The 26051-nt window shown below is 57.4% G+C and carries 17 protein-coding genes and 1 pseudogene; 13 read left to right on the top strand and 5 right to left on the bottom strand.

Annotation, left to right across the window (positions count from 1 at the left end):
- The 3 genes from ACFE7X_RS21525 to ACFE7X_RS21515 all read left to right on the top strand — a co-directional run.
- Positions 1-1343: sensor histidine kinase (locus ACFE7X_RS21525; protein WP_375437751.1), on the top strand; the 1343-nt coding region annotated here is incomplete at its 5' end.
- Between the two features lie 196 nt (positions 1344-1539).
- Positions 1540-1932: a response regulator gene (locus ACFE7X_RS21520; protein ID WP_375437750.1), complete on the top strand. Its 393-nt coding sequence runs from the start codon at positions 1540-1542 to the stop codon at positions 1930-1932.
- Entirely contained in the window at positions 1929-2975 is a 1047-nt protein-coding gene (locus tag ACFE7X_RS21515) for an adenylate/guanylate cyclase domain-containing protein (RefSeq protein ID WP_375437749.1), read from the top strand. The genes ACFE7X_RS21520 and ACFE7X_RS21515 overlap by 4 nt, the downstream gene beginning before the upstream one ends.
- 96 nt (positions 2976-3071) lie before the next feature.
- On the opposite strand, the gene ACFE7X_RS21510 is transcribed toward ACFE7X_RS21515, so the two are convergent.
- The 3 genes from ACFE7X_RS21510 to ACFE7X_RS21500 form a co-directional block, all read right to left on the bottom strand.
- On the bottom strand, positions 3072-5792 hold the full coding sequence (locus tag ACFE7X_RS21510) for a cyclic nucleotide-binding domain-containing protein (protein WP_375437748.1): 2721 nt from the start codon (positions 5790-5792) through the stop codon (positions 3072-3074).
- 144 nt (positions 5793-5936) lie between these two features.
- The gene (locus tag ACFE7X_RS21505; protein ID WP_375437747.1) at positions 5937-6776 is read right to left on the bottom strand and encodes a S1 RNA-binding domain-containing protein; all 840 of its coding nucleotides are present in this window, start codon (positions 6774-6776) and stop codon (positions 5937-5939) included.
- A gap of 80 nt (positions 6777-6856) precedes the next feature.
- Positions 6857-8167, bottom strand: coding sequence for an amidohydrolase (locus ACFE7X_RS21500; RefSeq protein WP_375437746.1), 1311 nt, complete (start codon positions 8165-8167; stop codon positions 6857-6859).
- A 463-nt stretch (positions 8168-8630) separates the two neighbouring features.
- Here ACFE7X_RS21500 and ACFE7X_RS21495 point away from each other — a divergent pair, with 463 nt between their 5' ends.
- Both ACFE7X_RS21495 and fbaA read left to right on the top strand, forming a co-directional pair.
- Positions 8631-10841 (top strand): ATP-binding protein, encoded by a 2211-nt coding sequence (locus ACFE7X_RS21495; protein ID WP_375437745.1) that lies wholly within the window; start codon positions 8631-8633, stop codon positions 10839-10841.
- A gap of 200 nt (positions 10842-11041) precedes the next feature.
- Positions 11042-12124, top strand: coding sequence for a class II fructose-bisphosphate aldolase (gene fbaA, locus ACFE7X_RS21490; protein ID WP_375437744.1), 1083 nt, complete (start codon positions 11042-11044; stop codon positions 12122-12124).
- A gap of 186 nt (positions 12125-12310) precedes the next feature.
- On the opposite strand, the gene ACFE7X_RS21485 is transcribed toward fbaA, so the two are convergent.
- Positions 12311-14212: a hypothetical protein gene (locus ACFE7X_RS21485; RefSeq protein WP_375437743.1), complete on the bottom strand. Its 1902-nt coding sequence runs from the start codon at positions 14210-14212 to the stop codon at positions 12311-12313.
- 299 nt (positions 14213-14511) lie between these two features.
- Here ACFE7X_RS21485 and ACFE7X_RS21480 point away from each other — a divergent pair, with 299 nt between their 5' ends.
- From ACFE7X_RS21480 to rfbD, 8 genes are all read left to right on the top strand, one after another.
- A complete protein-coding gene (locus ACFE7X_RS21480; protein WP_375437742.1) occupies positions 14512-15780 on the top strand; it encodes a putative DNA modification/repair radical SAM protein in 1269 nt (422 codons plus the stop codon).
- Positions 15781-15886: 106 nt separating this feature from the next.
- Complete coding sequence (locus tag ACFE7X_RS21475) at positions 15887-16072, top strand: hypothetical protein (RefSeq protein ID WP_375437741.1); 186 nt, start codon at positions 15887-15889, stop codon at positions 16070-16072.
- Positions 16073-16133: 61 nt separating this feature from the next.
- A complete protein-coding gene (locus tag ACFE7X_RS21470) occupies positions 16134-17024 on the top strand; it encodes an alpha/beta fold hydrolase (protein WP_375437740.1) in 891 nt (296 codons plus the stop codon).
- A gap of 36 nt (positions 17025-17060) precedes the next feature.
- Positions 17061-17966 (top strand): TIGR03915 family putative DNA repair protein, encoded by a 906-nt coding sequence (locus tag ACFE7X_RS21465; protein WP_375437739.1) that lies wholly within the window; start codon positions 17061-17063, stop codon positions 17964-17966.
- A 341-nt stretch (positions 17967-18307) separates the two neighbouring features.
- Entirely contained in the window at positions 18308-21667 is a 3360-nt protein-coding gene (locus ACFE7X_RS21460) for an efflux RND transporter permease subunit (protein WP_375437738.1), read from the top strand.
- A gap of 85 nt (positions 21668-21752) precedes the next feature.
- Positions 21753-23057, top strand: a complete 1305-nt coding sequence (locus ACFE7X_RS21455) for an efflux RND transporter periplasmic adaptor subunit (protein WP_375437737.1) — start codon at positions 21753-21755, stop codon at positions 23055-23057.
- 40 nt (positions 23058-23097) lie between these two features.
- Positions 23098-24573, top strand: coding sequence for an efflux transporter outer membrane subunit (locus ACFE7X_RS21450; RefSeq protein WP_375437736.1), 1476 nt, complete (start codon positions 23098-23100; stop codon positions 24571-24573).
- Between the two features lie 140 nt (positions 24574-24713).
- A complete protein-coding gene (rfbD, locus tag ACFE7X_RS21445; protein ID WP_375437735.1) occupies positions 24714-25655 on the top strand; it encodes a dTDP-4-dehydrorhamnose reductase in 942 nt (313 codons plus the stop codon).
- Positions 25656-25723: 68 nt separating this feature from the next.
- Here rfbD and ACFE7X_RS21440 read toward each other — a convergent pair.
- Positions 25724-26051 (bottom strand): annotated as a pseudogene (locus ACFE7X_RS21440) (MFS transporter); the annotation flags it as partial.

The following is a 26051-nucleotide window of genomic DNA, read 5'->3' as shown; positions in this document are numbered from 1 at the left end:
CCTTTGGGATAGCGCGGGGGGTAAGCAAATTCCTGAATTTGCCTGTTCGCTCAGCCCGCTGGGACTTCCTGCTGAAAAGGATTTGGGTGCCGGGCGTGCTGCTGTTTGTGTTGGCCGCTATTTTCAAAATCAAGAGTGAGCTGCTCAACGAGGCCTACTGGCTGCTCGTGTTTGGGGCCGCGGCAGCTATGCTGATCCAAGTGCGCGACTACCGGCCCGCCCGCACGCTGCTGCTGGCCATAGCGCCATTCGCCTTGTACTCCCTGTTCGAGTTTCTGGCTGCGCTGTTATTAAATACCGACCTATCTGAGGCGTACGATGAGGCTTTCCAAACGACGCAGGGCTTTTCTATTATTTGGATGATAACCTTCGGGCTGATTGCCCGCAGCCAGAAAAAAAACCTGGAAGCCGAGCGTTTGGTCCGCGAAGAAGAAGAAAGAAACAAGAAGCGAATAGAAGCGCAGAACGCCGAACTCGAGCGGCTAGTATCGGAGCGAACGGCCGCCCTTACGCAGCAGGCCGAGGAACTGCGCTACACGCTCACCGAATTGAAGACCACGCAGGCTCAACTGATTCAGGCCGAAAAAATGGCTAGCCTAGGCGAGCTAACGGCCGGTATTGCGCACGAAATTCAGAACCCGCTCAACTTCGTCAACAACTTCTCGGAAGTGTCGAGTGAGCTGTTGCAGGAGTTAGAAGATGAGCAGCAGAAACCCACGCGGGACCCGGAGCTGGAAAGCGAATTGCTCGCGGACTTAAAGCAAAACCTGCAAAAAATCACCCACCACGGGCAGCGGGCCAGCAGCATCGTGCGCGGTATGCTCGAACACAGCCGGGCCAGCAACGGCGAGCGGCACCCCACCGACCTCAACGCCCTCTGCGACGAGTATCTGCGCCTGGCTTACCACGGCTTGCGCGCCAAAGACAAAACCTTCAACGCCACCCTCACCACTCATTTCGACCCCAGCCTTGGCGTGATTGAAGTTATTACGCAGGACGTGGGGCGGGTGCTGCTCAACTTGCTCACCAACGCGTTTTATGCCGTGCAGCAGCGCCAGAAGTTGCAGGAGCCCAACTACCAGCCTACCGTCACCGTCAGCACGAAGCAGGGCGAAGACTGCATTGAAATCCGGGTGCGCGACAATGGCATGGGCATCCCCGAGGAGGTGAAGCAGAAAATATTCCAGCCGTTCTTTACCACCAAGCCCACCGGCGAAGGCACCGGGCTCGGCCTTTCGCTGTCTTACGACATCATCACTAAGGGGCACAACGGCACGCTCAGCGTGGAAAGCCAGGAAGGCCAGTGCACCGAATTCGTTGTTACGCTGCCCCTCACTGCCTAATGCGTCTTCCTGCAACTTAAAACTTGGCGCAACAAAACCGCAACATCAATGAATGAATTGTGCATGAAACCAAAGTTGCGCGCTACTTTTCTACACGGCAGGCCGTTGTTGTTCCGGCGTTGGAACGATGCCGGAACTACGGGATGAATCCTCAGCACCACACGACCACACACCGAGCATTTAAAATTCAATAGAAATGAAAATACTGGTTGTCGACGACGAAATGGACGTGCGCACCTTATTTGAGCAGCGGTTCCGGCGAGAAATTCGCAGCGGCGCATTCGCCTTTTCGTTTGCTTACTCGGGCGAGGAAGCCCTAGACTATTTGCACAGCCACGTTTCGGAAGTGGTGCTGATTTTGTCTGACATCAACATGCCCGGCATGAGCGGGCTGGAACTGCTCCGACGCGTCAAGCAGGAATACGCCGCGCCCCCGCCCAACCCGCCCCTGGTGATGATGATTACGGCCTACGGCGACACCGAAAGCTACAGCCAAGCCATGCAGCTCGGCGCCAACGACTTCCTCACCAAGCCCGTAGATTTTGCGGCCCTTAAAGAAAAACTGTTCTCGCTGGAGGATAAGCTATGAAAACAAGAATCCTGGTAGTAGACGATGAGCCCGACTTAGAACTGCTGATCAAGCAGAAGTTCCGGCGGCAGATTCGGGAGGGAGTGTACGAGTTCAAGTTCGCCGGCAATGGGCAGGAGGCGCTGGACTGCATCCGCGACAACCCGGATATGGATATTATTCTCAGCGACATCAACATGCCCGTGATGGACGGGCTGACGCTGCTCACCAAGCTTCATGAGTTGAACTCGGTGCTGAAAACGGTGATGGTATCGGCTTATGGCGATATGGAAAACATCCGGACGGCCATGAACCGGGGTGCCTTCGACTTTGTGTGTAAGCCCGTTGATTTCGCGGACTTGGAAGTGACGATGCAGAAAACCGCCAGCCACGTGCAGCAACTGCGCGAGACATTACGGGCTATTCAGGAAAACAACATTCTGCGAATGTACGTCGACGAGACGGTCATCAACTTTATGGCCCGTCCCGGTTTCGAGGACCGCCTGATGGCCAGCGAAACCGTGGAAGCCACTGTGGCTTTCATTGATATCTGTGGCTTCACGGCCCTCTCGGAAGTGTTGCCGGCCCACACGGTGGTCACGCTGCTCAACACCTATTTCGACCAGATGGTGAAGGAAATTATTGCGCAGGGCGGCTACATCGACAAGTTTATGGGCGACGCCGTGATGGCCGTGTTCCGGGGCGAATTTCACTTAGACAGGGCTATTGATGCTTCTCTGTCGGTGCGTACCCTCATCCAGAACCAGCAAAACACCCTGCCCGATGGCACCAGCTACCAACCTCAGGTATCTATCGGTATCAACACCGGCGAAATGGTGTGCGGCAACATCGGCTCGGCCTCTTTGCGCCGCCTCGACTATACCGTTATTGGTGATACCGTGAACGTGAGCCAGCGCCTGCAAGGTGCCGCCCAGCCCAACCAAATCATTGTCACGGAAGCCATTTATCAGAAAGTAAAAGAATCGTTTCAGTGCCAGGCCGTAGGCGAACTAAAGCTGAAGAACAAGGCCAAGCCCATGATGACCTATGAGGTGGTGGCGTGAGAAGTTGATTAAGCATTAGGAATTAAGAACAAAGAATTGGCCGTGTAGCACCCTTTAGGGATGGCTGCACGGCCAATTCTTTGTTCTTAATTGACTTCACCCTGACACCTGCATCTTTTCATTTTGGCGACGCAGGCGCTGGCACAGCACGCGCAGCACGTTGCGCAGCACTTCGCCACGCTCCTCCATTACGTCGTAAAAATCTTCTTGGTCGAGGCGGAAGGCTACTACGGGGCCGTGGGCTACGGCAGTGGCAGAACGGGGCTCGGCATCGAGCAGGGCCAATTCTCCGAAGAAGTCGCCTTTCTTGAACGTGGCGAGCTGTTGGGTGCCGTTGAAAATGCCTACTTCGCCTTCGTAAACGATAAAGAGGGAAGTGCCCAAGTCGCCTTTGGCAAAGATTTCCTGCCCTTCACGGAAGGTTATTTCCTTCATAATGGGAACGATACTGCTGAGGACGTTTTCGGGAGTTTCGGCAAATAAGGCCGTGTGGTGCAGCACGTGCACTCGCTCTTGGGCGGAAATGTGGCCGGCGGCAGCGTGATGGTCCATAAGTTGGAAGGCTACAATGGGATACTCACTTACGAGCTGCTGATGCAAGGCGGGTTGCTGCTGCGCCAACTGCTCGAGCACGGCAAACGCGCTTTCGCGCACCAGTAGACTGCCGCTATCCAAGTGAGGCAGCAGCTGCGCTACGGTGCCCGGCTCGGGGTGCCAATGCCGCAGGGCCACGCTCACGGTCCAGTCGGAAAAGGCGACTTCGCCCTCCCAAACAATCAGCGGCACCACTGCAACAGGCACCGCGGGCACCCCCAGCAAGTTGTCGAAGGTGCGAACTTTGTCGGATACCGGCAGCACGTCCAGCAGGGCTTGTAGGCCTTGGTAGAGCGAGCGGGGAATGATGTTGTCGAGGATTTCGAGGGCATTGGCTTGCCGCTCGCGGGCGGCGTGTGCTACGCCGCGCTGGGCATCGGCAATGAATTGCGGCGAGTAGAGTTGCAACAGTAAACTAAAAATTCGTTGCTGCACTCTCGTTAGCTCATAGTCGAGGGCCTGACAGAGTTCGATAGGGGCCTTGGTGAGGCCGTGAAGCAACTGCTGAGCGAGTTGCAACTCTTCGCGCACCAACCCCTGAAACGCCGGCGCATCAGCTGGATTTTGGTCGAAGGTGCGCAAGGCCCGCAGGGCTGCTTCGCGCCCAAACAGGCGAGGTTGCTGCACCAAGGCCACCAACGCCCGCCGACTGGCGGGCGTCCGAATGTGGCTGCACACTTGCGCCAGCCGCTGTATCTGCACTTCCTGCGTGGCAACGCGCAGAGTTTCGGCCAGCAAGGGCACCGCTGGTTCGCCTACCTGCACCAGGCGCATCATGGCCTGGCGGCGCTGCGTCCGATCGGATAAGGCGACGACTAGCTGGTGGATATATTCGGTGTTGAGTACTTCGGGTGCCTGGTCGGTATCGGCTAGGGCCGGCTGGTGCCAGCCTACGCCGGACGAAAGAACCTCGGTATCATCGGTGAAGCGGCGGCTGACGGCGTGTTGCAGTTCGGCGAGGTAGTGGCCGTAGGTGCGGTGCAGAAACAGCAGCGCGCCGGCCGCAAACAAGCCCATCCAAACAAAGGGCAGCCACTCGTTTAGTGCGGGTAAATCGTGCAGGGCAAACAACAGGAAGCCTGCCAAAGCCATACCCAGCGGCTCGTAAAACCCCTTCGCCTTGGTGTGCGCCTGTAGCCGCTCGGCCGCGGAAAGCGCCTGAAACAACACCAGAAACACCGGGTCGAAAACCGCCCGCCGCAGCACTTCCAGCCCCAAGAACAGCCCGCAAAAATACAGCAGCATTACGGAGTCGGAGGCTGCCGTGTAGCGCAACCCCCCAAACACCAGTATCCCCAGCAACACCAAAATTGGCAAGGTCAGCAGCATCCGGCGGATGCCCATCCGCTCGAGCGTAAACTGCGAAAGCAGCACCTTGAACACCATGGCCAGCAGATACATGAGGGCCAGCACAGTACCCAGGTACTGCATCAGCGTGGCTTGGTCGTGGAATTTGTGCTTAACGTTGACGAAAAACGAATACTCCACGCCCGTCGTGACGGCGGCTACTGCTAGCATGCTCAAGCACATCGAGAGCACCAGTTGGCTGTTGCCGAACCAGCGTTGCAACATCGACGTGGTATCCTGTTGCCGCTGCCGCCGCGCCACCGATTTTGCTTCCACTACGTGCGAGGCCAGCGTGGTGCGCAACGTCAGCAACGCGCCCCCATACGCCCCAAACGCCAGCAGCAGCAAGAACAGCAAATTGGTGTGGCCGTGCACTAGCACCGCCAGCACAGCCCCCAAGGCCTTGGCTGGCATGTCGCCCGAACTGATGAGACTAAAGAGCCGCTTGCTTTGGCGCACATCAAACACCACCGCCGATACGCCCCAAAACTCCAGGTTGGTGAGCAGGTAAATGATGCGGTAACCGGCCATAATGGCCACGGCTGCCGCCACCGAATTCCCCGCTACCACCAGCACGCCCAACACCCCGGTCAACACCATCACGGCCAGCAATACGCGCACGGCCAACTGCTGCAACTGCAATTGGTGCTCGAAGTACGTGTAGACCTGGCCCACGGCCATCAGGGCCAGCGCAGCCACGCCGTAGGCCAGCGGCAAGTTGCGCTCGGGGTTGTTTTCGAGCAGAATGACATTGGCCGACACGTAAACCAGAATAGTGCCGATGCCGAGCAGGAAATTGTGCAGGAAGAACAGCCAGACCGTCTTCCCCTCCTCGGGGCGGATACCAAGAAAGCGGTGCCAGGTGGTAGAAAGCATCAGGTAGCCTACGGTTGGAAATCGTAGCGGCAAGTTAATGGCTTCCCAAACTAATAGCTACCCACCGCCCAGCAGAGAAGCTAAATTGACCGTTGTGCTTCCGCAAGCGGACGTTAAAGCAAGCAGGACGGTCTGACTTTGGCCTTACCCCTTTGCCACCAATTGCGTGTGTTCGGGGTAAAGCTGCACTTCCCCGCGCTTATACAGCGTGCCCAAAGCCTTCTTGAACACTTTCTTGCTCATGCCCAAGCGGCGGTAAATATCGTCGGGCTCGCTCTTATCGCCGAGGGGCAGCTTGCCGTCGGGCGCATTGCGCAGGGCTTCCAGCAGGGTATCAGCCGCGGCCAGGGCTTCGTCGTAGCCTACGCGCTGCAAGTTGATATCCAGCTTGCCATCGTCCCGGATCTGGCGCACGTAGCCCGTGGGCGTATCACCGAGGCGCAAGGGGCGGAACACCTCGTTGTGGTAGAGCAGGCCTTGGTGGGTGCCGTTGACGATAACCTTGTAGCCCATGTCCGTCTCGTCGGCCACAAACAAGCGTACTTCGTCGCCCACGCGGCCGGGGAAAGGCAGGTCGGTGGGGAGTTGCCGCTCCCATTTGGCGGTGGCTACTATGCGGTCCGAGGTGTCGTCGAGGTACACGTACACGGTTTCGCGCTGCCCCACCCGTAGGCTGCGGCGCTGGTTGCGGTAGGGAAGGAACAAGTCTTTTTCGAGGCCCCAATCCAGAAAGGCACCCAGCGGCGTCACATCGCGCACGGTCAGGGCCGCAAAGTCGCCGACTTTGGCCAGTGGGTCTAAGGTGGTGGCAATCAGGCGGTCTTCCGAATCACGGTACACGAATACGCGCAGCACGTCGCCGACGCGGGTGCCTTCGGGAATGTATTTGCGCGGAATCAGCATGTCGCCGTCGTCGGAAGTCAGGTACATGCCGAAATCGACCTCGCGGGCCACTTCCAGTTCGTTGTAGTCGCCGAGCTGCATAGGGTGTTGGGGTAAGAAAGGAAAAGCAACAAAGATAGCTGCCGCTTTATACGGCGCCGGGCGTGGCGCGCTGCCCGGCGCTACTTCTTCTTGGTTAAGTAGTCGGCGGCCAGCGTGGCCAGCGTCGTGACGCCGAGCGTGAAGCCGCTTTCTTCGATGCGAAAGCCGGGCGTGTGGTGCGGCGGGGCCGTGGCCGGGTCGCCACCGACGGGCATGCCCCCGAGCCACACAAACAAGCCCGGTACTTTCTCCTGGTAGCAGGCAAAGTCTTCGGCTATCATCGAGGCTTTGGTTTCACGCACCTTACTGGCTCCGGCTGCCGTGCGCAGGGAAGGCAGCATTAACTCGGTCAGGCGGGGGTTGTTGATGGTGACAGGCGCGTAATTGACAATATCCACTTCGGCCGTGGCACCGGCGCTTTCCGCAATGTTGGTGGCCGTACGCCGAATGGCGGCCCACACTTTTTGTTGCATTTCGGGGCTGAGGGTGCGGATGGTGCCCGCCATTTCGGCCTGCTCCGGGATGATGTTGTTGCGCACCCCGGCTTGCATAATGCCCACCGTCAACACGGCGGCATCCTGGGTTAGTTCGGTTTGGCGGCTGATAATGGACTGCAAGCCCAGCACGATTTGGGCCGACACCACCACCGGATCCACGCCCAGCCACGGGGTAGCACCGTGGGCCGACTTCCCCTTCACTTTGATGGTAAATACGTCGGAGCTAGCCATTTCCGGCCCCGAGCGGTATTCCAGGGTGCCTACTTCGCGCTGCGCACTCACATGCAGTCCGAAGATGGCGTCTACTTTGGGGTTGTCGAGTACGCCTTCCTGCACCATCAGGCGGGCGCCGCCCACCATGCCGGGCAGGGAGCCTTCTTCGGCTGGTTGGAAAATAAACTTCACCGTGCCGGGCAGATCCTTCCGCACTTCGCTCAGCACCGTGGCGGCTCCCATCAGCATGGCGGTGTGCGAGTCGTGGCCGCAGGCGTGCATCACGCCCACTTGCTGGCCGTTGTACTGCGCTTTCACCGTGGACGCAAAGGCGAGTCCGGCCGGCTCGGTTACGGGCAAACCGTCCATATCGGCCCGCAGGGCTACTACCGGGCCTGGTTTACCCCCTTTCAAAATACCGACTACCCCAGTGCGGGCCACGCCGGTTTGCACCTCTATTCCGAGCTTGCGCAAATGGTCGGCGACCAGCGCGGCGGTGCGTTTTTCTTCGTTGCTAAGCTCCGGGTTCTGGTGGATGTCGCGGCGCCAAGCCACCACGCTCTTTTCCTGCTGACGGGCCAGCTTGGCTATGCGAGCATCGAGGGCCGCATTTTGCGCCAGAGCCGGGGCGGCGGCTAGTAGCGGCAAAAGTGAAAGCAAGTGGGATAGTTTCAGGGGCATATATGTGAAAACAGGAAGACGACGGAAACGCCAGTAGCACGCAGCCCGCAAGGGCCGGGTAGGCAAGAACGGCCCCAATTTACACGACTTCCTTTGTGAGCTGCACCCCGCCGCATCCTCCCTCAGCAAGAAAAGGGCGCGTTCATCCCTGCGGTTAAGCGTCGCCTGGCACAACTCACCTTTAGGCGACAAGGGTGAAAAGAAGCAGGTGTTTGCATTTGATAACTAGCAGAAGCATTGCCGTGGATTTACCTAGTTTGTTGCCACCCAATACATTGTTTGCAGAAAGGAGGATAAGTTATATCGTAGAATGATATATTTATACTGAGAAACCGGCTGCGCATTTCTGCTTCTCTTGTCGCTTGGTGTGCGCATGCTGCTAGCTAAAGTTGATTGGTAAGTTTTGCAGCGTAGGTTTTCTGGACGGCTTGAGAGTGGACTGCTAGTGTATTTCCGTGCGCCTATGAAAGCTTTATCTCTATTGCTTTTAACTTTTCTGCTAACAACCAGAATAGCATTGGCGCAAACTAACGCCACCCCAACAATAACCTTGCAGCAGATGCCCGCCGAAGGGATTCTGCTCGACCAAGGCTGGCGGTCCCACCCCGGCGACAACCCGCGCTGGGCATTGCCAAGCACCAACGAGCAGCAGTGGCAGCCTATTAATCCAACGCTCAGCCTGCACCAACTGCCCCAGGTACAACAAGCTGGCACGGGATGGTTGCGGCTGCGTTTCCGGGTTAATCCTGACCTGCGGCAGCAAGCTCTAGTGCTGCGCATCAGTCAATATGCCGCCTCGGAAATCTACTTCAACGGGCGCCTGTTGCGCCAGTACGGCACGCTTAGCTCCGACCCCAACCAAGTACGACCCTACTGGCCCGACGACGAGCCGATTGAATTGCAACTAAGCCAGCAGGACGAGCAGGTACTGGCCGTGCGCTTTGCCACCTGGCCCCGCTTCGCCTTGTTCAGCGACTTTTTTGTGCCCTTGTTTTTTCAGGCCCGGCTGGAGGGGCTCACCCAGGTTGTGCAAAGCAATCAACTGGAAGCCACTTATAAAACGTCGGACATGCTGCTCTTTGGGGCCTTTTTGCTGCTGAGCATTCTGCACCTAGCCTTTTACCTCTACAATCCGGCGCAGCGCGCCAACTACTTTTTTACTCTCTACACCTTGGCCGGTGCCATCAGCTTTGCCTGTACGGGTTTCCTGGACGAGGTGCACCGCCTGGATACTCGAATCGGGGTTGATATTCTTTCGTACGTGTGCCTGCAAACGGGAGGAATCCTAGTGGTGCGGGCACTGTATAGCCTGTTTAATGTGCCGCTCGGGTTCATCTACTGGGGCTTGTGGGCGGCTAATTTCCTGAGTTTGGGGCTGCTCACGTTTGTCAATCAGTTCAGCTGGTACCCGACTGTGGGGTTTATGCTGCTGGTTACGGCCGAGCAGTTGCGGCTAACACTGGGGGCTTTGCAGCAAACCAAGCAGGCGGCCGGTATTATCGCTACCGGGTTTGCCGTTTCTTTGGTGCTGCTGCTGCTCTACGGCTTTATCAGCAGGTACAACGAAACGCTGCTTCAGCTAAAGGTAATGTCGTTGCCACTGCGGACCATCCTTACCTTTCCGGTGTTTCTGAGTCCGGTGTTGGCTATTTCGCTGTACTTGACGCGCCAGTTTGCTTGGGCGAGCCGCTTGCTGGAAATCAAGCTGAATCAGGTGCGGACCCTCTCGCAGCAGATGCTGGCGCAGCAGCAGGAAAAACAACTGTTGCTGGCGCAGCAAAACGAAACGCTGGAGCGCCAGGTGCAGCAGCGCACCGCCGCCCTCCAAAAAACTCTGCATAATCTGCAAGCCACCCAGAATCAATTGATTCATCGGGAAAAGATGGCCAGCTTGGGTGAGCTGACCGCCGGCATCGCCCACGAAATTCAGAACCCACTCAACTTCGTCAAGAACTTCTCGGAAGTGGCCACCGAATTGCTGTCGGAGTTGAAAGAAGAGATGCTGCCGGTGCTGGCAGCGCCCCAGAAAACCTTTACCTGCGACCTGGTGGGCGAACTGACGGAAGTGTTAGAGAAAATCCACCACCATGGCCACCGGGCCGGCGCCATTGTGCAGGGTATGCTGGAGCACGCGCGCATCGGTACGGGCGAGCGGGCTCTCACGGATCTGAATGCGCTGGCCGACGAGTTTATGCGCCTAAGCTACCAAGGGTTGCGGGCCAAAAATCCTACTTTCAGTGCCAAGCTAACCACCGATTTCGATCCGGACTTGGGCCCGATCGAAGTTGTGCCGCAGGATATGGGGCGCGTGTTGCTCAACCTGTTCAACAACGCGTTTTATGCCGTCTGTAAGCGGCAAACCCAGGAATCCAAAGACTACAAACCCGAAGTGGTGGTGCGCACCATCCGCTATAGCAACGCAGTACATATTGTGGTGCGCGACAACGGAACCGGCATTCCTGCGAATATCGTGTCGAAAATCTACCAGCCCTTTTTCACGACCAAGCCTACCGGCCAGGGCACCGGCCTCGGGCTCTCGCTGAGCTACGACATCATCACGAAGATGCACAAAGGCAACCTGATGGTTGATACGCAGGAAGGGCAGTACACCGAATTTACCGTGAGCTTACCCGCCGACGAGATAATGTGCGACCTGCCCACTTACCAGATATAGGCCACTAGCGCGAGCGTACAGCTTATACTGGGCAGTGGATTATATGAGGGTAGTTTTCGACTTTCTTTCTTTTGTACGCTGGCAGCCCCTAACTTGGGGCCGTAGCTGGCAAGAGAACAGGGGCAATAGCTCCGGGCCGGCAAAGACAACTGGCTGACGTAGAGTCCCCATTTTCTCGTTTATATTCTTTTCTCAAATCAATGGCTGAACAAACCCTTACTGGCCTGCGGGCTGGCGTCCTGCACGGCGACGAAGTGCAAGCCCTGTTCCAAGTGGCGAAGGCCAATGCCTTTGCGCTGCCGGCCGTCAATGTGACGGGCAGCAACACGGTGAACGCCGTGCTGGAAACGGCCGCCGCTGTCAACTCGCCGGTTATCATTCAGTTTTCCAACGGTGGCGCGCAGTTCTTCGCCGGCAAAACTATCCCTAACGGCGACCAGCGGGCCAGCATTGCTGGCGCTATTTCGGGCGCGCAGCACGTGCACCTCATGGCCGAGCTCTACGACATGCCCGTGATTCTGCACACCGACCACGCCGCCAAAAAGCTGCTCCCCTGGATTGACGGCCTGCTCGCCGCTGGCGAAAAGCACTTCGCCCAGTACGGCCAGCCCCTCTACAGCTCCCACATGCTGGACTTGTCGGAGGAGCCGATTGAAGAGAACATCGAAATCTGCAAGCGCTACTTAGAGCGCATGAGCAAGATCGGCATGACGCTGGAAATCGAGCTGGGCGTAACCGGCGGCGAGGAAGACGGCGTGGACAACTCCGACGTGGACAGCTCCAAGCTCTACACCCAGCCCGAAGAGGTAGCCTACGCCTACGAGCAACTAAGTGAAATCAGCCCCCGCTTCACCATCGCGGCAGCATTTGGCAACGTGCATGGCGTATACAAGCCGGGCAACGTGAAGCTGCAACCCGTAATCCTGCACAATTCGCAGGAATTCCTGCGTCAGAAGCACAACATTGCCGAAGCGCTGCCTATCAACTTCGTGTTCCACGGCGGCTCGGGCTCCAGCCAAGCGGAAATTCGGGAGGCTATCAGCTACGGCGCCATCAAAATGAACTTGGACACCGACTTGCAGTGGGCGCTGTGGCAAGGCATCAAAGACTACTACGTGAAAAACGAAGGCTTCCTGCAAGGTCAAATCGGCAACCCCAGCGGTGCTGATTCCCCGAACAAGAAATACTACGACCCCCGCGTGTGGCTCCGCAAAGGCGAAGAAACTTTCGTGGCGCGCCTCAAACAAGCCTTCGAAGACCTGAACGCCATCAACCGACGGTAGCCGGACTTCATCCCCTAGCGCCTCGCCAATAAAGGGGAACTAGCTTTCTATTTTCTTAGCAACAAAAAAGCTCGCCGGATACTCCAGCGAGCTTTTTTGTTGTTTAACTAAAGCTAAAACTAGGCCTAATCTTCTGGGATTAATTTCCCTTTTTGGCGAGGCGCTGGGGGTAAGGTCCCCGCTGGGCTACTCGTACCGTGCTACCCCAGGCTGGCCGAAGCTAAAGTCGCTGAAGTCGTAGTAGGGGCGGGAGCTTTCGTAGATACGGTAGCCGCTATCGGTGGTGAGGCCGCGCGGGTAGTAGCCAAACAGAATTTGAAAGGCGCGGATGGGCGTGTATTCGTTGCGGAAGCGCACGCCAACCCCGAAGCCAGTGTAAGGCTTCTCGTGGATGGGCATCACCCGTTTGGAGCGCGTATTGAGCCAGGCTATATCGGCGAAGATTACGCCGGCCAAGCGAAAGCCCAGAAACGAAAGGGGCGTGTAAACCGTGGTTTCGTAGTTGAGCACTAGCCGGCTGGTACCACGTAAGTCGCTGGCCGACTTGAAGCCGCGTAGGCCCCTTTCGCCTTCAATAGAAAGCGGCAGGTCGCTGGAGAGGCGGTTGAACCCAATGGCTGACCGGTTCCACAGAAAGTGCCGCCATTGGTAGTTGCCAGCGTGGTAGAGGCGGGTGAAATACAGCACTTCTGTACTCACCAAGCCCTGCTGCCAGGCCCCAGTCGACGGCCGCATATACGAGCCAAACTCACCACTCAAATACAGGTAGCCCTTGCGTGGACTGTAGTTGGCCGTCGAAATCCGGGCGCCGTAGTAGTTGCGGTTGTCTTGGTCGTTGAGCTCGTAGCCCAGCGTGGCACTCAGCAACGTACCCGTCGGAATGTCCTCGGTGCGCCCGAAGCCAAACAAGTATTTGTCTTTGTAATAGCGCCGCACGCTATACCCAACAGTGCCCAGCAAGGCACTCGCATTTAGGAAATCGGCGTTGGGACGAACCGAGTAATTGGTGCGCAACAAGCGCGCCGACAGAATCATGCGGCCGGGGTTTTCGTAGCCCAGGTCGTAGCTGCGCAGTGGCAAGGAGCGGCCCACCCACAAATCCTGGTTGGTGTAGCTGATGGGGGAGTAGTCTGGCTCCTGCCCGTTGGGGGGCGGGTTGAGCACCAGCCGGTAGCGGTAGGAGTTCAGCGACAGCGCCCCGGCGTATTTGGTGTTAATGGAATAGAAATCCCGGCTGAACGTAATGCCGCTCGAATGATTCTGATACTCGTTGCGGTAGCGGGCCTCGCCGTACAGAAAGTTGCGAAACGGAATGCGGTAGCTGCCCACGTAGCTCCACGATTGGGGCTGGTTGCGCCCAAACTCGTAGCGGTTGCGGAACTGATGCCCCTGGCCCAGAAAGTTCTGGTCGCGGAGCCCGATAGCCGCCGCCCCGACCCCGCGTACTTCCAACGAACCGCTCAAGCTGAACACGTCCTTGGTGACGATTTCCACGTCCACGCTGTCGGCGGTGCTGGTGCGCTCGTTCACGAACACGCGCGCGTCAACGAGTTCATCGGTTTGGCGCAGCAAACGTTCGGATTCGGCCAGGGCCTGCGGTTCCAATTCCCTGCCCACCTTAAACAGCAGCACCTGTCGTACCCGGGCCCGGGAGGTCTTCATGTGCAAGGCATTGCCGGTTTTCTCTAAAATGTTGCGCGGCGTGCGGGTGGTGTCGGAAATGCTGTAGCCGAATGCGGTGAGGGTTTTAATGTTGATGCGCCGGACGATTTTGTAATTGTGCCGGTCGTATTGGCGGTCGAGCAGAGCAGCATCGAGGCCCGCTTGGTCTTCGCGGCGAGGGGTGAAGTTGAAAAGCACCGCCGCCGCTTTGCCGGCAATGGTTTTGCGCTTGGTATAGGCCTTGAGGCCGTTGAGCAAGCGCTCCTGGTCGAAGCGCCGCCGCAGGGAGTCGGTGCTGACGGCGGGGCGGCTGGCAGTGTCGGTGGGCTCGATTATACGGGTGGTATCGGGGGGCACACCGGTCTGGGCTAGTGCAGGCAGAGCCGCAAGCCACAAGAACGCCCACAAAAAAACCACATACTTCATAAGAGAGAATCCAACTCATGCAAGTTACAGTGTTCCAAGGTGGTTTTCCGCACGCAAATCGTTGCAAAAAGCCGCTGAAACGGTGGTAAAAACACGCCTGTCCTTCCGACGCAGGAGGAACCTGGATTAGCTTGTTCAACGACCGTACTCAGATTCCTCCTGCGTCGGAAGGACAAAGAATTTGTCTGATTCTACTAGAGAAATACTCCGCTGTTGCGGAACATTTCCAATGAAATTAGTCTTGAGGTATAGTGCATATTTCAGCACAAGCCCCTATTTTTAAGCCCAGATCCAGCCCGATGAACGACCAGCGCATTCAGGAAAAGCTAAGCATTTTGGCAGACGCCGCGAAGTACGACGTATCGTGCTCGAGCAGCGGTGGCAAGCGCAAAAACGAATCCAAGGGCCTCGGCAATGCGGAAGGAATGGGCATCTGCCACAGTTACACCGAGGATGGCCGGTGCGTAAGCCTGCTTAAGATCCTGCTTACCAACCATTGCATCTTCGACTGCGCCTATTGCGTGTCTCGGAAAAGCAACGATGTGAAGCGCGCCGCCTTCACCGTGGACGAAGTAGTGGACTTGACCATGAACTTCTACCGTCGTAATTACATCGAGGGGCTGTTCTTAAGTTCCGGTATTTTTTCGTCGCCTGACTATACGATGGAGCGCCTCGTACGCATCATCAAGAAGCTGCGCACCGAGCACAATTTCAACGGCTACATCCACGTGAAAGCCATTCCGGGTGCTTCGGAAGAGTTGATTCAGGAAGCGGGCTTGTACGCCGACCGGTTGAGCGTCAACATCGAGCTGCCCTCGGACATGAGCTTGCAGAACTTGGCGCCGGAAAAGAACTACGAGGAGATTCTGACCCCGATGGCCCAGATTCGGGACGGCATCACCAAAAACAAGGAAGAGAAGGCGCTTTTCAAGAAAGTACCGCAGTTTGCCACGGCCGGCCAAAGCACGCAGCTCATTGTGGGCGCTTCGGCCGAGAATGACCTCGAAATCATCAACCTGACCGACTCGCTCTACAAAGGCTACGGCTTGAAGCGCGTGTACTACTCCGGTTACATTCCCGTCACCGATGATGCCCGCCTGCCGCAGGTGACGCAGCCACCACTGATCCGGGAGCACCGCCTCTACCAGTCCGATTGGCTGATGCGCTTCTACGGTTTTCAGGCTGATGAGATATTGGACCCCGCGCACCCTTTCCTCGACCTGGAAGTGGACCCCAAGCTGGCGTGGGCCTTGCGCAACCGCCACGTGTTTCCGGTGGACGTCAATACCGCTGATTACGAAATGATTCTGCGCATTCCCGGCGTGGGGGCTCGGTCGGCGAAGCGCATTGTGGCCGCTCGCCGGTTTGCGCCCATCACCCTCGACCACCTGCACAAGTTTGGCGTGGTGCTGAAACGCGCTAAGTTTTTCCTTACCTGCCGCGGGCAGGCGTTGGAGAAGCGTGATTACGACGAGCAAACCATTCGGCGCCAGATTCTATTTGGCGCGGGTTCGGTGCGGTCGGCCCTTGTGACCCAGCAACTCGACCTTTTCGCTCAGGCTTCTTAGGACCTGAGGGAGTAGGGGTAAGTGCCTCGGGCGTTGACAGGAATAAAAAACAGCTTGTTCTTATCATAACCGCTTGAAAACAAACCACTATTAACCAACTTCTACCATGACCATCTCTCATCGCGCCGCCGACGCGTCGGCTGCCTCCATCGAAGCGTTGAAACCCACCAAAGTGGCCCGTATTGCTTGCTGTTGTAAGCTTGCGGACCTGCTACCAATTGTGCAGCAGCTTCACCGCGAAGCAGCCCATGCCAATGCGGCGCAGGCCCGGCAGCAGTCGGAGGCGGCTTGAAGTGCTTAAAGGTTTGTAGCTGAGCAATAACCCTGTGCCGGGTTGTGGGGTACGTCGTAGCATGGCTTTCGAAATCGAGCATCACTACGTCCGTACCAATGGCATCACGCTCCATGTGGTCCAGTGTGGCCCCACCAATGGGCCGTTGGTTGTCTTGCTGCACGGCTTCCCGGAATTCTGGTATAGCTGGCGCAAGCAAATTCCGGCGCTGGCCGAAGCCGGCTACCGCGTGTGGGCACCCGACCAGCGCGGTTACAACCTCAGCGAGAAGCCGACCGGCGTGGCCAACTACCGGATAGACAAGCTAGGCGCCGATATTATCGGCTTGCTCGATGCGGCAGGTCAGGCCAAGGCGGTAATTATCGGCCACGACTGGGGGGCGGCGGTGGCCTGGTGGCTGGCTTCCCGCTATCCGACGCGGATAGCACAGGTTGCAATTCTGAACGTGCCGCATCCGGCAGTGCTAGGCAAGTCGTTGCGCAAAACACCGCGGCAGTTGTTGAAAAGTTGGTACATCTTCTTTTTCCAGTTGCCACGGCTACCAGAAAAGCTGTTTCGGCGGAAAGAGTATCGGTTTGGTCGCGAATCGTTGCGGGGCACCAGTCAGCCGGAAACCTTTTCTTCCTACGACTTGCAACAGTACATAAAAGCCTGGTCGCAGCCAGGAGCCCTTACCGCTATGATTAATTGGTACCGGGCGGCGTTTCGTAAATCGCGCCGAGTAGGCAGGGTGGGCCGCATTATAGTGCCCGTACGGCTGCTGTGGGGGCAGCAGGATGCCTTTCTGGAACCCGAATTGGGGCGCTTGAGCCTAACCATGTGTGACAAAGGCGAGTTAACCTATTTCAAGCACGCCACCCACTGGCTCCACCAAGAAGAACCCAAAGCCGTAAACAAGTTGCTGCTGGAATTTCTACAAGGACAAGGGCAGCCGCAGGTGCAAAAAATCTAGTCTCTCGTACCTGCTCTATACCTTAGCCCACCCGTCATGAGCCGTTCGCTTACGCCTTACAACCGCCCAAAAGCGACTGTTGCCGCTGCTTCCGCTACGCCCCGCCCCACGGCACCAGCGCTAACCAAAGCGCCGCTGGATTACGCCTACGACGGTACGTTTGAAGGTTTGCTGACGGTGCTGTTCGCGGTTTACGACCGAAAGGCGGCTCCCAACAGCATCCAGCCCTTGGGCGAAGTGCAAGGCGGACTGTTCGCCCAGCCCGTTCAAATTGATACCCATGAAGCCACGGCCACCCGCGTATGGGACGGCCTGCTGCACCACCTGGACAAGGAGGCCCGGGCACGGCTCTATCATGTGTTCCTGAGTGAACAGCCCGACCGGGAGTTGCTGATCTTCCGCTACGCTGACTTAGCCATGCGCTCCGCCCGCGACATTTCGGAAAATTACGCCGACGACAATGTGCGGCGCGTGGCGCATATCGCGCAGCAAATGTTCCGCGAGAAGCACCGCATGGAGGCTTTTGTGCGCTTCGAGAAAACTAGTGACAACCTCTTTCACGCCACCATCGACCCGGATTTCGACGTGCTGCCGCTTATTGCGCCCCACTTCACCAAGCGCTACGCCGACCAACGTTGGTTGATATTCGACAAGCGCCGCCGCTACGGCCTCTACTACGACCTCCAGCGCACCGACGTGGTACAGTTTGAAACCACCGCCCCGCAGCGCAACACTGATATATCGGCCACGGTGCTCGACGAACGGGAGCCGCTGTTCAAGTTGCTTTGGCAGTCGTATTTCGACCACGTCAACATTCCGGAACGCAAGAATATGAAGTTGCACCGCCGCCATATTCCGTTGCGCTACTGGCGCTACCTCAGTGAAAAGCAGCCGCGGGAGCAACGCTTCCAGCCCATCAAGAACAAGAGGCCGCCTGCCTAACTCACTTACTCAGGAGCCGCTCTGCTAGCAGAGCGGCTCTTTTGTTTTGGGGAGGCCAACAAAAACAAACGGGTTTAGCGTCAGCTACTATGGGCCGAAGTGCGTATTGTCAGCAGCGCTTTCTCGGCAAGCAGGTGCAACGCAACTACCCTGATACTGTCATTATCAAGGTTCCCGAAAACTTCCCAGTTAAACCTTGGGGGTTACGGAGCCTCTATAAAAGCTAGTTGCCGACTATGCTCTCGAAAAGAATTATTCTGGGGCTGAATTATTCTCTGGTTTAGGATAGTTTTCGGTTGGATTGATTCGAGGAGTTTTGACCGTATAAAGTCTATTTGCTGATGTGGATAGTTCGTTTGGCGCTGGCGCGTCCTTACACGTTTGTGGTCATGGCCCTGCTGATCTTGTTGAGCGGCATCATGACCATTCGCACCATGGCGGTGGACATTTTTCCGGAAGTAAATATTCCTGTGGTCGGAGTGGTCTGGACCTACTCAGGCATGAGCGCCGAGGACATGAACAGGCGCATTTTGGTGGTCAACCAGCGAGCCTATACCACCACCGTCAGCAACATCGAGCACATGGAGTCCCAGGCTTTGAAGGGCGTGGGCATCATCAAAGTGTTCTTCCAGCCCGGCTCCGACCCCGCGGCCGGGGTGGCCCAGCTGACTGCCATCAGCCAAAGCATTTTGCGGACCATGCCGCCGGGCATCACCCCGCCCAACATCATCCGCTACTCGGCTTCCAATGTGCCAATTGCCCAGGCCAGCTTGTCGTCGGAAACGCTGGGCGAATCCGACCTCTACGATGCCAACAACGCCTACATCCGGCCGGGCTTGGCCATCGTGAAAGGGGCCTCGTTGCTGCTGCCCAACGGCGGCAAGCCCAAGCAGATTATGGTGGACCTGGACCCCGGCGCGCTGGCCGGCAAAGGCTTGTCTGCCAATGATGTGGTGACAGCTATTACCACCCAAAATATTATTCTGCCCGCCGGCACGGCCAAGATTGGCAGCCGCGAATACGATGTGCGCCTCAACAGCAGCCCTGAGGCCATTGCTACCCTCAACGACTTGCCCATCAAAGAGGTAAATGGGGCTACCGTGTATGTGCGCGACGTAGCTTTCGTGCACGAAGGCGCCGCCGTGCAGCAAAACATTGTGCGGCAGAATGGCCGGCGCACGGCCTTCGTACCCATCCTCAAAAGTGGCGGTGCCAGCACGCTCGATGTTATTGAAGGCATCAAGGAAGCGCTGCCCAACGTGCTGGCTAACGCCCCGCAGGGCCTGGACCTGAAGCTGCTATTTGATCAGTCGTTTTTCGTGCGGGCCAGCATCAAGGGCGTTATCATCGAGGCCTGCATTGCGGCGGCTCTTACGGGCCTCATGATTCTGCTGTTCCTCGGGTCGTGGCGCTCTACGCTCATTATTGCTCTGAGTATTCCGCTGTCCATCCTGGTCAGCATTGTGGTGATGAAGCTGCTCGGCCAGACGCTTAATATCATGACGCTGAGCGGCCTCTCGTTGGCGGTGGGAATTCTGGTAGATGATGCGACGGTGGAAATCGAGAACATCCACCGCAACATGGCCATGAAGAAGGGGCTGAAACGCTCGATTCTGGACGGGGCCCAGCAAATTGCGACGCCCGCTTTGGTGGCTACGTTGGCTATTTGCATTGTGTTCGTGCCGGTGTTTTTCCTGTCGGGGGTGGCGTCGTACATTTTCACGCCGCTGGCTATGGCCGTGATTTTTGCCATGCTGGCTTCCTACCTGCTTTCCCGGACGCTGGTGCCTACCATGGTGCAGTTTCTGTTGCGCAAAGAATTGCCCATTTACCACGCCGAAGGGGCGGCGCATCTGCCCACCGAACAAGTACGCGACGGACATTCGGTGAGTGAAGCGGAAGCCCGGCTCAGCCAACTCCGCCGCGAACAGCTAGAGCGGGAGCACGCCACGGTGAGTGCCGAGGAAGAAGACGAACACCGCATCACCAACGCCGATAGAGAAGCGGCAAAAAGCATCGAGAAGAGCTGGGTATGGCGGGTGCACAAGGCCTTCGACCACCAGTTCGAGAAGTTCCGGGAAGGCTACCGCGACGCTCTGGATTGGGTGCTGAACCACCGCCGGTTGGTGGTGATGTGCTTTGCGGTGCTGTTTGTTGGATCGGGCTGCCTCTACCCGTTTATCGGGCAAAACTTCTTTCCGAAAGTGGATGCCGGCCAGTTGCGCATGCACATCCGCGCCCCCACCGGCACCCGTTTAGAGGAAACTGAGCGCCGTTTTGCGGAAGTGGAAAAGATAATTCGAGCTGTCATTCCGGCCGAAGAACTGGACCTTGTACTCGACAATATTGGTCTGCCCGTAATACCATTGAACTTGCTGATGGGCGACAACCCCGTTATTGGGGCCGGCGACGGCGAGATTCTGGTGTCGATGAAGGAGGAGCACGGGCCGACCGCCGGCTACATCACCGAAATCCGCCGGCGCATCAAGCAGCAATACCCCGACTTGCAGGTCTTCTTTCAACCGGCTGATATCGTCAACCAAACGCTCAACTTCGGCTTGCCTGCTCCCATCGACATCCAGGTCACCGGCAAGAATGTGGAGGCAAACTACAAGATTGGCGTGAAAATCAGAGAGCAAATGGCGAAGGTGCCGGGCGTAGTCGATGCCTTCGTATACCAAGCCTTCGACCTGCCCCAAATGCGCCTCGACGTAGACCGGGTGCGGGCCCAACAGGCCGGTCTTTCCCAGCGCGACATTGCCAACAACGTGTTGGTCAACCTTTCTTCCAGCACCCAGACTACGCCCAACCAGTGGCTTAATCCGAAAACGGGCGTCAACTATATCGTGGCGGTGCAAACGCCCCCCAGCCAACTGTCGAGCCTGGACGAGCTGAAAACCATCGGCATTACCGGCCCTTCGCAGCTAGCTCCCCAGCTGCTTAGCAGCTTCGCTACCACCCGCCGCGCCACCACCGCTGCCATTGCCAGCGACTACAACATTCAGCGCGTGATAGACGTGTACGCCAGCGTGGAAGGCCGCGACCTGGGCAGCGTGGCTGCCGACATGAACAAGATTTTAGAGGAAGCCCGCAAAGACCTGCCCAAGGGCACCACCATCACCGTTCGTGGCCAGGTTGACAGCATGCGCACTTCGTTTATTGGCTTGGGTATTGGCTTGATTGGCGCTATTGCGCTGGTGTACCTGCTGATGGTCGTGAACTTCCAGTCGTGGCTGGACCCGTTTATCATCATTATGGCCTTGCCGGGCGCAATGTCGGGCATTCTGTGGATGCTGTTCGTCACCCAAACCACCTTCTCGGTACCGTCGCTGATGGGAGCCATTATGTGCATCGGGGTAGCTACGGCCAACAGTATTTTGCTGGTAACTTTTGCCAACGAACGGCGCGACGAAGAGCCGGACCTCTCGCCGCGCGACGCCGCCCTCGATGCCGGTTTCACCCGCCTGCGCCCCGTCCTGATGACGGCCCTAGCCATGACGATTGGTTTGCTCCCGATGGCCTTGGGTCTGGGGGAAGGGGGCGAGCAAAACGCGCCGCTGGGCCGGGCCGTGATTGGCGGCCTACTGCTGGCCACCGTCACCACCCTGTTCTTCGTCCCGGTTATGTTTAGCTACTTAAAGCAACGCGAGTTAGATTCCGCCCACAAACAGGAAAAACAACAAGAGCGAGTGGCCGCATAATAACGCGCACTAAAGCTAGGTTCTAGCTCTTTTCTCAATTAGGAAGAACTAGAACCTAGCATTGAATTTAAGATCTACCTTCTCGATGGCCTTACCAACGGACAACACCTTAACTTCTCAGCCTGCCAACCACCATCCGGCCCCGCCCGTTGCGCCGGAGCACCTGGAAGCAGACGATGCCGGCCCCAAGAGAGCGGGTGGGAAGCGCCGATTTTGGGTGGTGATATCACTGCTTGCCTTGGTATTTGGTGGGCTGTTTTTGCTCGGGCTGCTGCCCCGCTTGAAAGCCAACCAAGCACGCGAGAAAGAAAGTACCGCTTCCGCCAATGCCATTCCGGTTGTGAGTGTGCAGGCTGCTCAAGCCGCGCCCGATACCGTACGGGTGGAACTGCCTGCTAACACCGTTTCCAACCGCGAAACCTTCCTTTTTGCCCGTACCAACGGTTTTGTGCAAGCGTGGTACGTGGATATTGGCACCCGCGTAAAACGTGGTCAGCTACTGGCCCGCATTGCCACGCCCGAACTCGACCAACAGATCATTGAAACCCGCACCAACCTGGCCCTGACCCGTACCAGCTACGACCGTCTGCGGAGCGTTGATATGCCCGGGGCTATTTCCCGGCAGGAACTCGATGAAGCGCAGGCCCGCTACAATGGTCAGCAGGCCGCCGTGCAACAACTCCTGGCCCTGCGCAACTTTCGCGAAGTACGTGCCCCCTTCAGTGGCATCGTGACGCAGCGTAACTTAGAGGTAGGTGCTCTGGTTTCAACCAGCAATGCCGAAGGCACCCAACTGTTCAAAGTCGAGCAGACCGATACGCTACGGGCCTTTGTGAATGTGCCTCAGAATTACGCTACGGGCATTAAAGCGGGGCTGGTCGCCGAACTGATTGTGCCGGAATTCACCAACCGTACCTTTCGGGGACGGGTGTCGAGGGAAGCAGGCGCCCTCAGTTCCGACACCCGGACGTTGCTGACGGTGGTAAAGATTCCGAACCGGCAGCAGTTGTTGCGGCCGGGTGTGTTCGGCCAGATCCGGTTCGAGTTGCCGCGCACCTCACCGAGCGTCATTATTCCGGCTAATGCATTGGTGCCCGGTGGCACGGATACCCGCGTGGTAATGATTAAAGACAAGAAAGTGCATTATCAACCTATTGTGGCTGGCCGCGACTTTGGGGCGCAGGTGGAAGTACTGCAAGGGTTGGAAGGCGGCGAAATGCTGGTTATCAATCCAGCCGAAACCCTGCAAGAAGGCGGCACCGTGGAAGCGCGGAAAGTTGCTGCTGCCAAGAAGCCGGATACTCCCGCCGCGCCAAAAGCCCCCGAGCGTCTCTACGATCCAGACCGTCCGCGCATCTCGTCGCCGGTAGGAGAGGGGGCAGGGAAATAAGTTGGGTTGCTATGTGTTCTTTGCTGCTGATGGATTACGCATGAGTTTTTTCACTGCTTGGTTTTCACTTGTTCGATGGAGCTGGGGATTGTTGCTAGTTTCTACGGCACTTATTGGGTGCGTCCGAGGACCGCAGTACCAGCCGCCCACGGTAGCGGCCCCCGCCGCCTGGCAAAACAACCAGGACCCTAATGGATCTTCAACTCTCCCGCCTGCGGCACCTACTACACCAGCGCCACCGCAAGCAGCGCCGGCCATTTCCGCCTGGTGGACGCTCTTCCACGACCCTGTGCTCGATGCGCTGGAGCAGCAGGCAGTAGCGGGCAACTTCGGCATGCGCGCCGCCGCCTCCCGCGTGGAAGAAGCTCGCGCCGCGGTGCGCATAGCCGGTTCTTACCTGAAGCCCGACGTGACCCTAACGCCGCAAGCGTACCAGAGCCGGTTGTCGGCCTTGCGGCCGGTACAATTCCCGAACGCACAAGTGGTTGGCACAAAGCAGCGGCAGTTTTATATTCCCATCAACGTCAGCTACGAAGTGGACGTCTGGGGACGGCTCCGGCGTGATATTCAAGCCTCTCAGGCCGATCAGCAAGCCTCCGAAGCGGAATTGCGCACCGTGCAGCTTACCCTCACCACCGATGCTGCCAGCTATTACTACAGTATCCGTGGCCTCGACGCCGACCTTGGTGTACTGGATAGTACTCGCGAAGCCCGCGTCCAGAACCTCAAACTAGTGCAGGCCCGCTACAAAGCGGGCGTTGACAACGAAATTGGGGTGCGCCGCGCCGAAACCGAACTGGCCAATGTGGACGCCAGCCGAATAGAGGCGCAGCGCCAACGGGCCCGCTACGTGGCGGCCTTAGCCACGGTATGTGGCCAACCGGCCAGCAGCTTTATCCTGGCGCCGCGCCCCACCGATTTCGTTGTGCCTACCATTCCGTCAGGGTTGCCCGCGGCCTTACTGACCCGCCGCCCCGACTTGCAGCAAGCCGAGCGCCTACTCGCCGCCGCCGATTCCCGGGTTGAGTCGGCCCGCTTGGCCCGGCTACCGGTCGTGCAACTCAACGGCTACATTGGTCCGCAGAGTGCGCAATTAGGGGAACTGGCTCGTCTCAACGACAGCTACACCTACTATGTAGGTGCTGGGGTAGCTATTCCTATCTTCAACGGTGGCCGACTGCGGTCAAACGAAGAGCTAGCCAGGGCCCGCACCACCACCGTCACGGCCCAATATCAGCAAACGGCTTTGGTGGCTTTTCAAGAGGTTGAAAGCGCCCTGGCTGATGTGCAGCAGAGTGCCGCGCAGCTTGCCGCGCAGCAGCGTGCTTTGCGCGCTGCCCGCTTAGCAGGCCTGCTCACCAGAGAGCGGTACAACCGCGGACTTACCAATTACTTTGAAGTGGTAGATGCCGACCGCCAAACGTTAGAAGCCGCTCGGCAAGCAGTGCAGACGCAAAGCTTCCAGTTTCAATCGGCCATCCAACTAATAAAAGCCTTGGGCGGTGGTTGGGAATAGAAGTAGAAAGAATTACTACGGTATCAGTTCAGTCATTTGATGCTTGGTTGCCATTCTGAGCAAAGCGCAGAATCTGGCTTGTTTAGTAAATACCGGATTCCGCGCTTTGCTCGGAACAACAAGCGGTGGTTGCTGGCTAAATGAAAGGGCTAAATTGCGGCGCAGATGGGTCCAAGGTAATGCGCCTTATGGACGTCAAAAGCTCCTGTAGTCCACTATATCATTCTTCTATGAGTAAAATAATTGTTTTTGGTGCCTCTGGTCAGCTAGGGCAATGCCTGCAACACGTAGCAAGAGAGCGAAGCATAACGGACATTGTGTTCCTGCCGGAAGCGCAAGCCGATATTCTAGATACAGACGTGCTGCAAGCTGTATTCACGCAATACAAACCAGCTTACTGCATCAATTGCGCCGCGTATACTGCCGTAGATAAGGCCGAAGACGACGTGGACATAGCCCGCAAAGTCAACAAGGACGGCGCCGTTAATCTGGCGCAATTGTGCGGGAAGCATGGCACCACACTCGTGCACATTTCCACCGATTTCGTGTTTGCGGGTACCGGCAACAAGCCATTAGTGGAAACCGATGAAGCGGCGCCCATCAGCATTTATGGCCTTACTAAGCTGGAAGGAGAGCAAGCTATACCAGCCCATACCAGCCAATATTTCATCTTGCGCACCAGTTGGCTGTATTCGGAATACGCCAACAACTTCGTGAAGACGATGCTAAAATACGGCCGGGAGCGGGAGGAAATGCGCGTTATTTGGGACCAGGCCGGCACTCCCACCTATGCCATTGATCTAGCTGGCTGCATCCTCACTATCATCGAGAGCCAGAGCCAGGCGTTTGGTATCTACCACTACAGCAACGAAGGCCTGACTTCTTGGTACGACTTCGCCCAAGCCATTTTCGAGCTGAGCAATACGCCCGTGCGCACTGTGCCTATCCGTACGGAAGAGTACCCAACCAAAGCCACGCGCCCAGCCTACTCGGTGATGGACAAAACAAAAGTGAAAACCACCTTCAGCCTCGCCATACCGCACTGGCGCGACAGTTTGAAGGTGTGCCTGAGCCGGCTGTAAGCGCACAAACAACTACATCACCTAGCGAAAAGGCCTTGTTCTGGATAAAACAAGGCCTTTTTGCTAGGTTAAAACGCAGGTGCCGGAGCTTCTGCGGCGCGGCCGTAGAAACGATTGAGCAAATACGCCATACCCCCAAAAGCCAACCCCACGCCGCACACGCCGGGCCAGTGGAAATGGGTCCAAGCCCAGGCCCCCGACAACGAGCCCAAGGAAGCACCCAGAAATGCGACCGTCATGTACACCGTGTTCAGGCGGCTGCGGGCTTCCGGGAGTAGGTTGAAAATGCGGGCTTGGTTGGAAATGTGCGTCATCTGCTGCCCTACATCCAGGATGATTACGCTGACCACCAACCCCAACAGATAATAGCCGCCGAAGGCCAGTAGTACATAGGCC

The sequence above is a fragment of the uncultured Hymenobacter sp. genome (genome assembly GCF_964242765.1).
Classification (GTDB): domain Bacteria; phylum Bacteroidota; class Bacteroidia; order Cytophagales; family Hymenobacteraceae; genus Hymenobacter.
The sequence above is the reverse complement of the archived record's forward strand: the minus strand, read 5'-3'. Positions and strand labels throughout refer to the sequence as shown.

Bases quoted from the DNA above. Each gene is read 5' to 3' on its own strand.
- ACFE7X_RS21470 (WP_375437740.1), top strand. From the start codon at position 16,134: ATGGCTTTCGAAATCGAGCATCACTACGTCCGTACCAATGGCATCACG.
- ACFE7X_RS21510 (WP_375437748.1), bottom strand. From the start codon at position 5,792: ATGCTTTCTACCACCTGGCACCGCTTTCTTGGTATCCGCCCCGAGGAG.
- ACFE7X_RS21505 (WP_375437747.1), bottom strand. From the start codon at position 6,776: ATGCAGCTCGGCGACTACAACGAACTGGAAGTGGCCCGCGAGGTCGAT.
- fbaA (WP_375437744.1), top strand. From the start codon at position 11,042: ATGGCTGAACAAACCCTTACTGGCCTGCGGGCTGGCGTCCTGCACGGC.
- ACFE7X_RS21500 (WP_375437746.1), bottom strand. From the start codon at position 8,167: ATGCCCCTGAAACTATCCCACTTGCTTTCACTTTTGCCGCTACTAGCC.
- ACFE7X_RS21450 (WP_375437736.1), top strand. From the start codon at position 23,098: ATGAGTTTTTTCACTGCTTGGTTTTCACTTGTTCGATGGAGCTGGGGA.
- ACFE7X_RS21465 (WP_375437739.1), top strand. From the start codon at position 17,061: ATGAGCCGTTCGCTTACGCCTTACAACCGCCCAAAAGCGACTGTTGCC.
- ACFE7X_RS21515 (WP_375437749.1), top strand. From the start codon at position 1,929: ATGAAAACAAGAATCCTGGTAGTAGACGATGAGCCCGACTTAGAACTG.
- ACFE7X_RS21460 (WP_375437738.1), top strand. From the start codon at position 18,308: ATGTGGATAGTTCGTTTGGCGCTGGCGCGTCCTTACACGTTTGTGGTC.
- ACFE7X_RS21520 (WP_375437750.1), top strand. From the start codon at position 1,540: ATGAAAATACTGGTTGTCGACGACGAAATGGACGTGCGCACCTTATTT.
- ACFE7X_RS21455 (WP_375437737.1), top strand. From the start codon at position 21,753: ATGGCCTTACCAACGGACAACACCTTAACTTCTCAGCCTGCCAACCAC.
- ACFE7X_RS21480 (WP_375437742.1), top strand. From the start codon at position 14,512: ATGAACGACCAGCGCATTCAGGAAAAGCTAAGCATTTTGGCAGACGCC.
- ACFE7X_RS21475 (WP_375437741.1), top strand. From the start codon at position 15,887: ATGACCATCTCTCATCGCGCCGCCGACGCGTCGGCTGCCTCCATCGAA.
- ACFE7X_RS21485 (WP_375437743.1), bottom strand. From the start codon at position 14,212: ATGAAGTATGTGGTTTTTTTGTGGGCGTTCTTGTGGCTTGCGGCTCTG.
- ACFE7X_RS21495 (WP_375437745.1), top strand. From the start codon at position 8,631: ATGAAAGCTTTATCTCTATTGCTTTTAACTTTTCTGCTAACAACCAGA.
- rfbD (WP_375437735.1), top strand. From the start codon at position 24,714: ATGAAAGGGCTAAATTGCGGCGCAGATGGGTCCAAGGTAATGCGCCTT.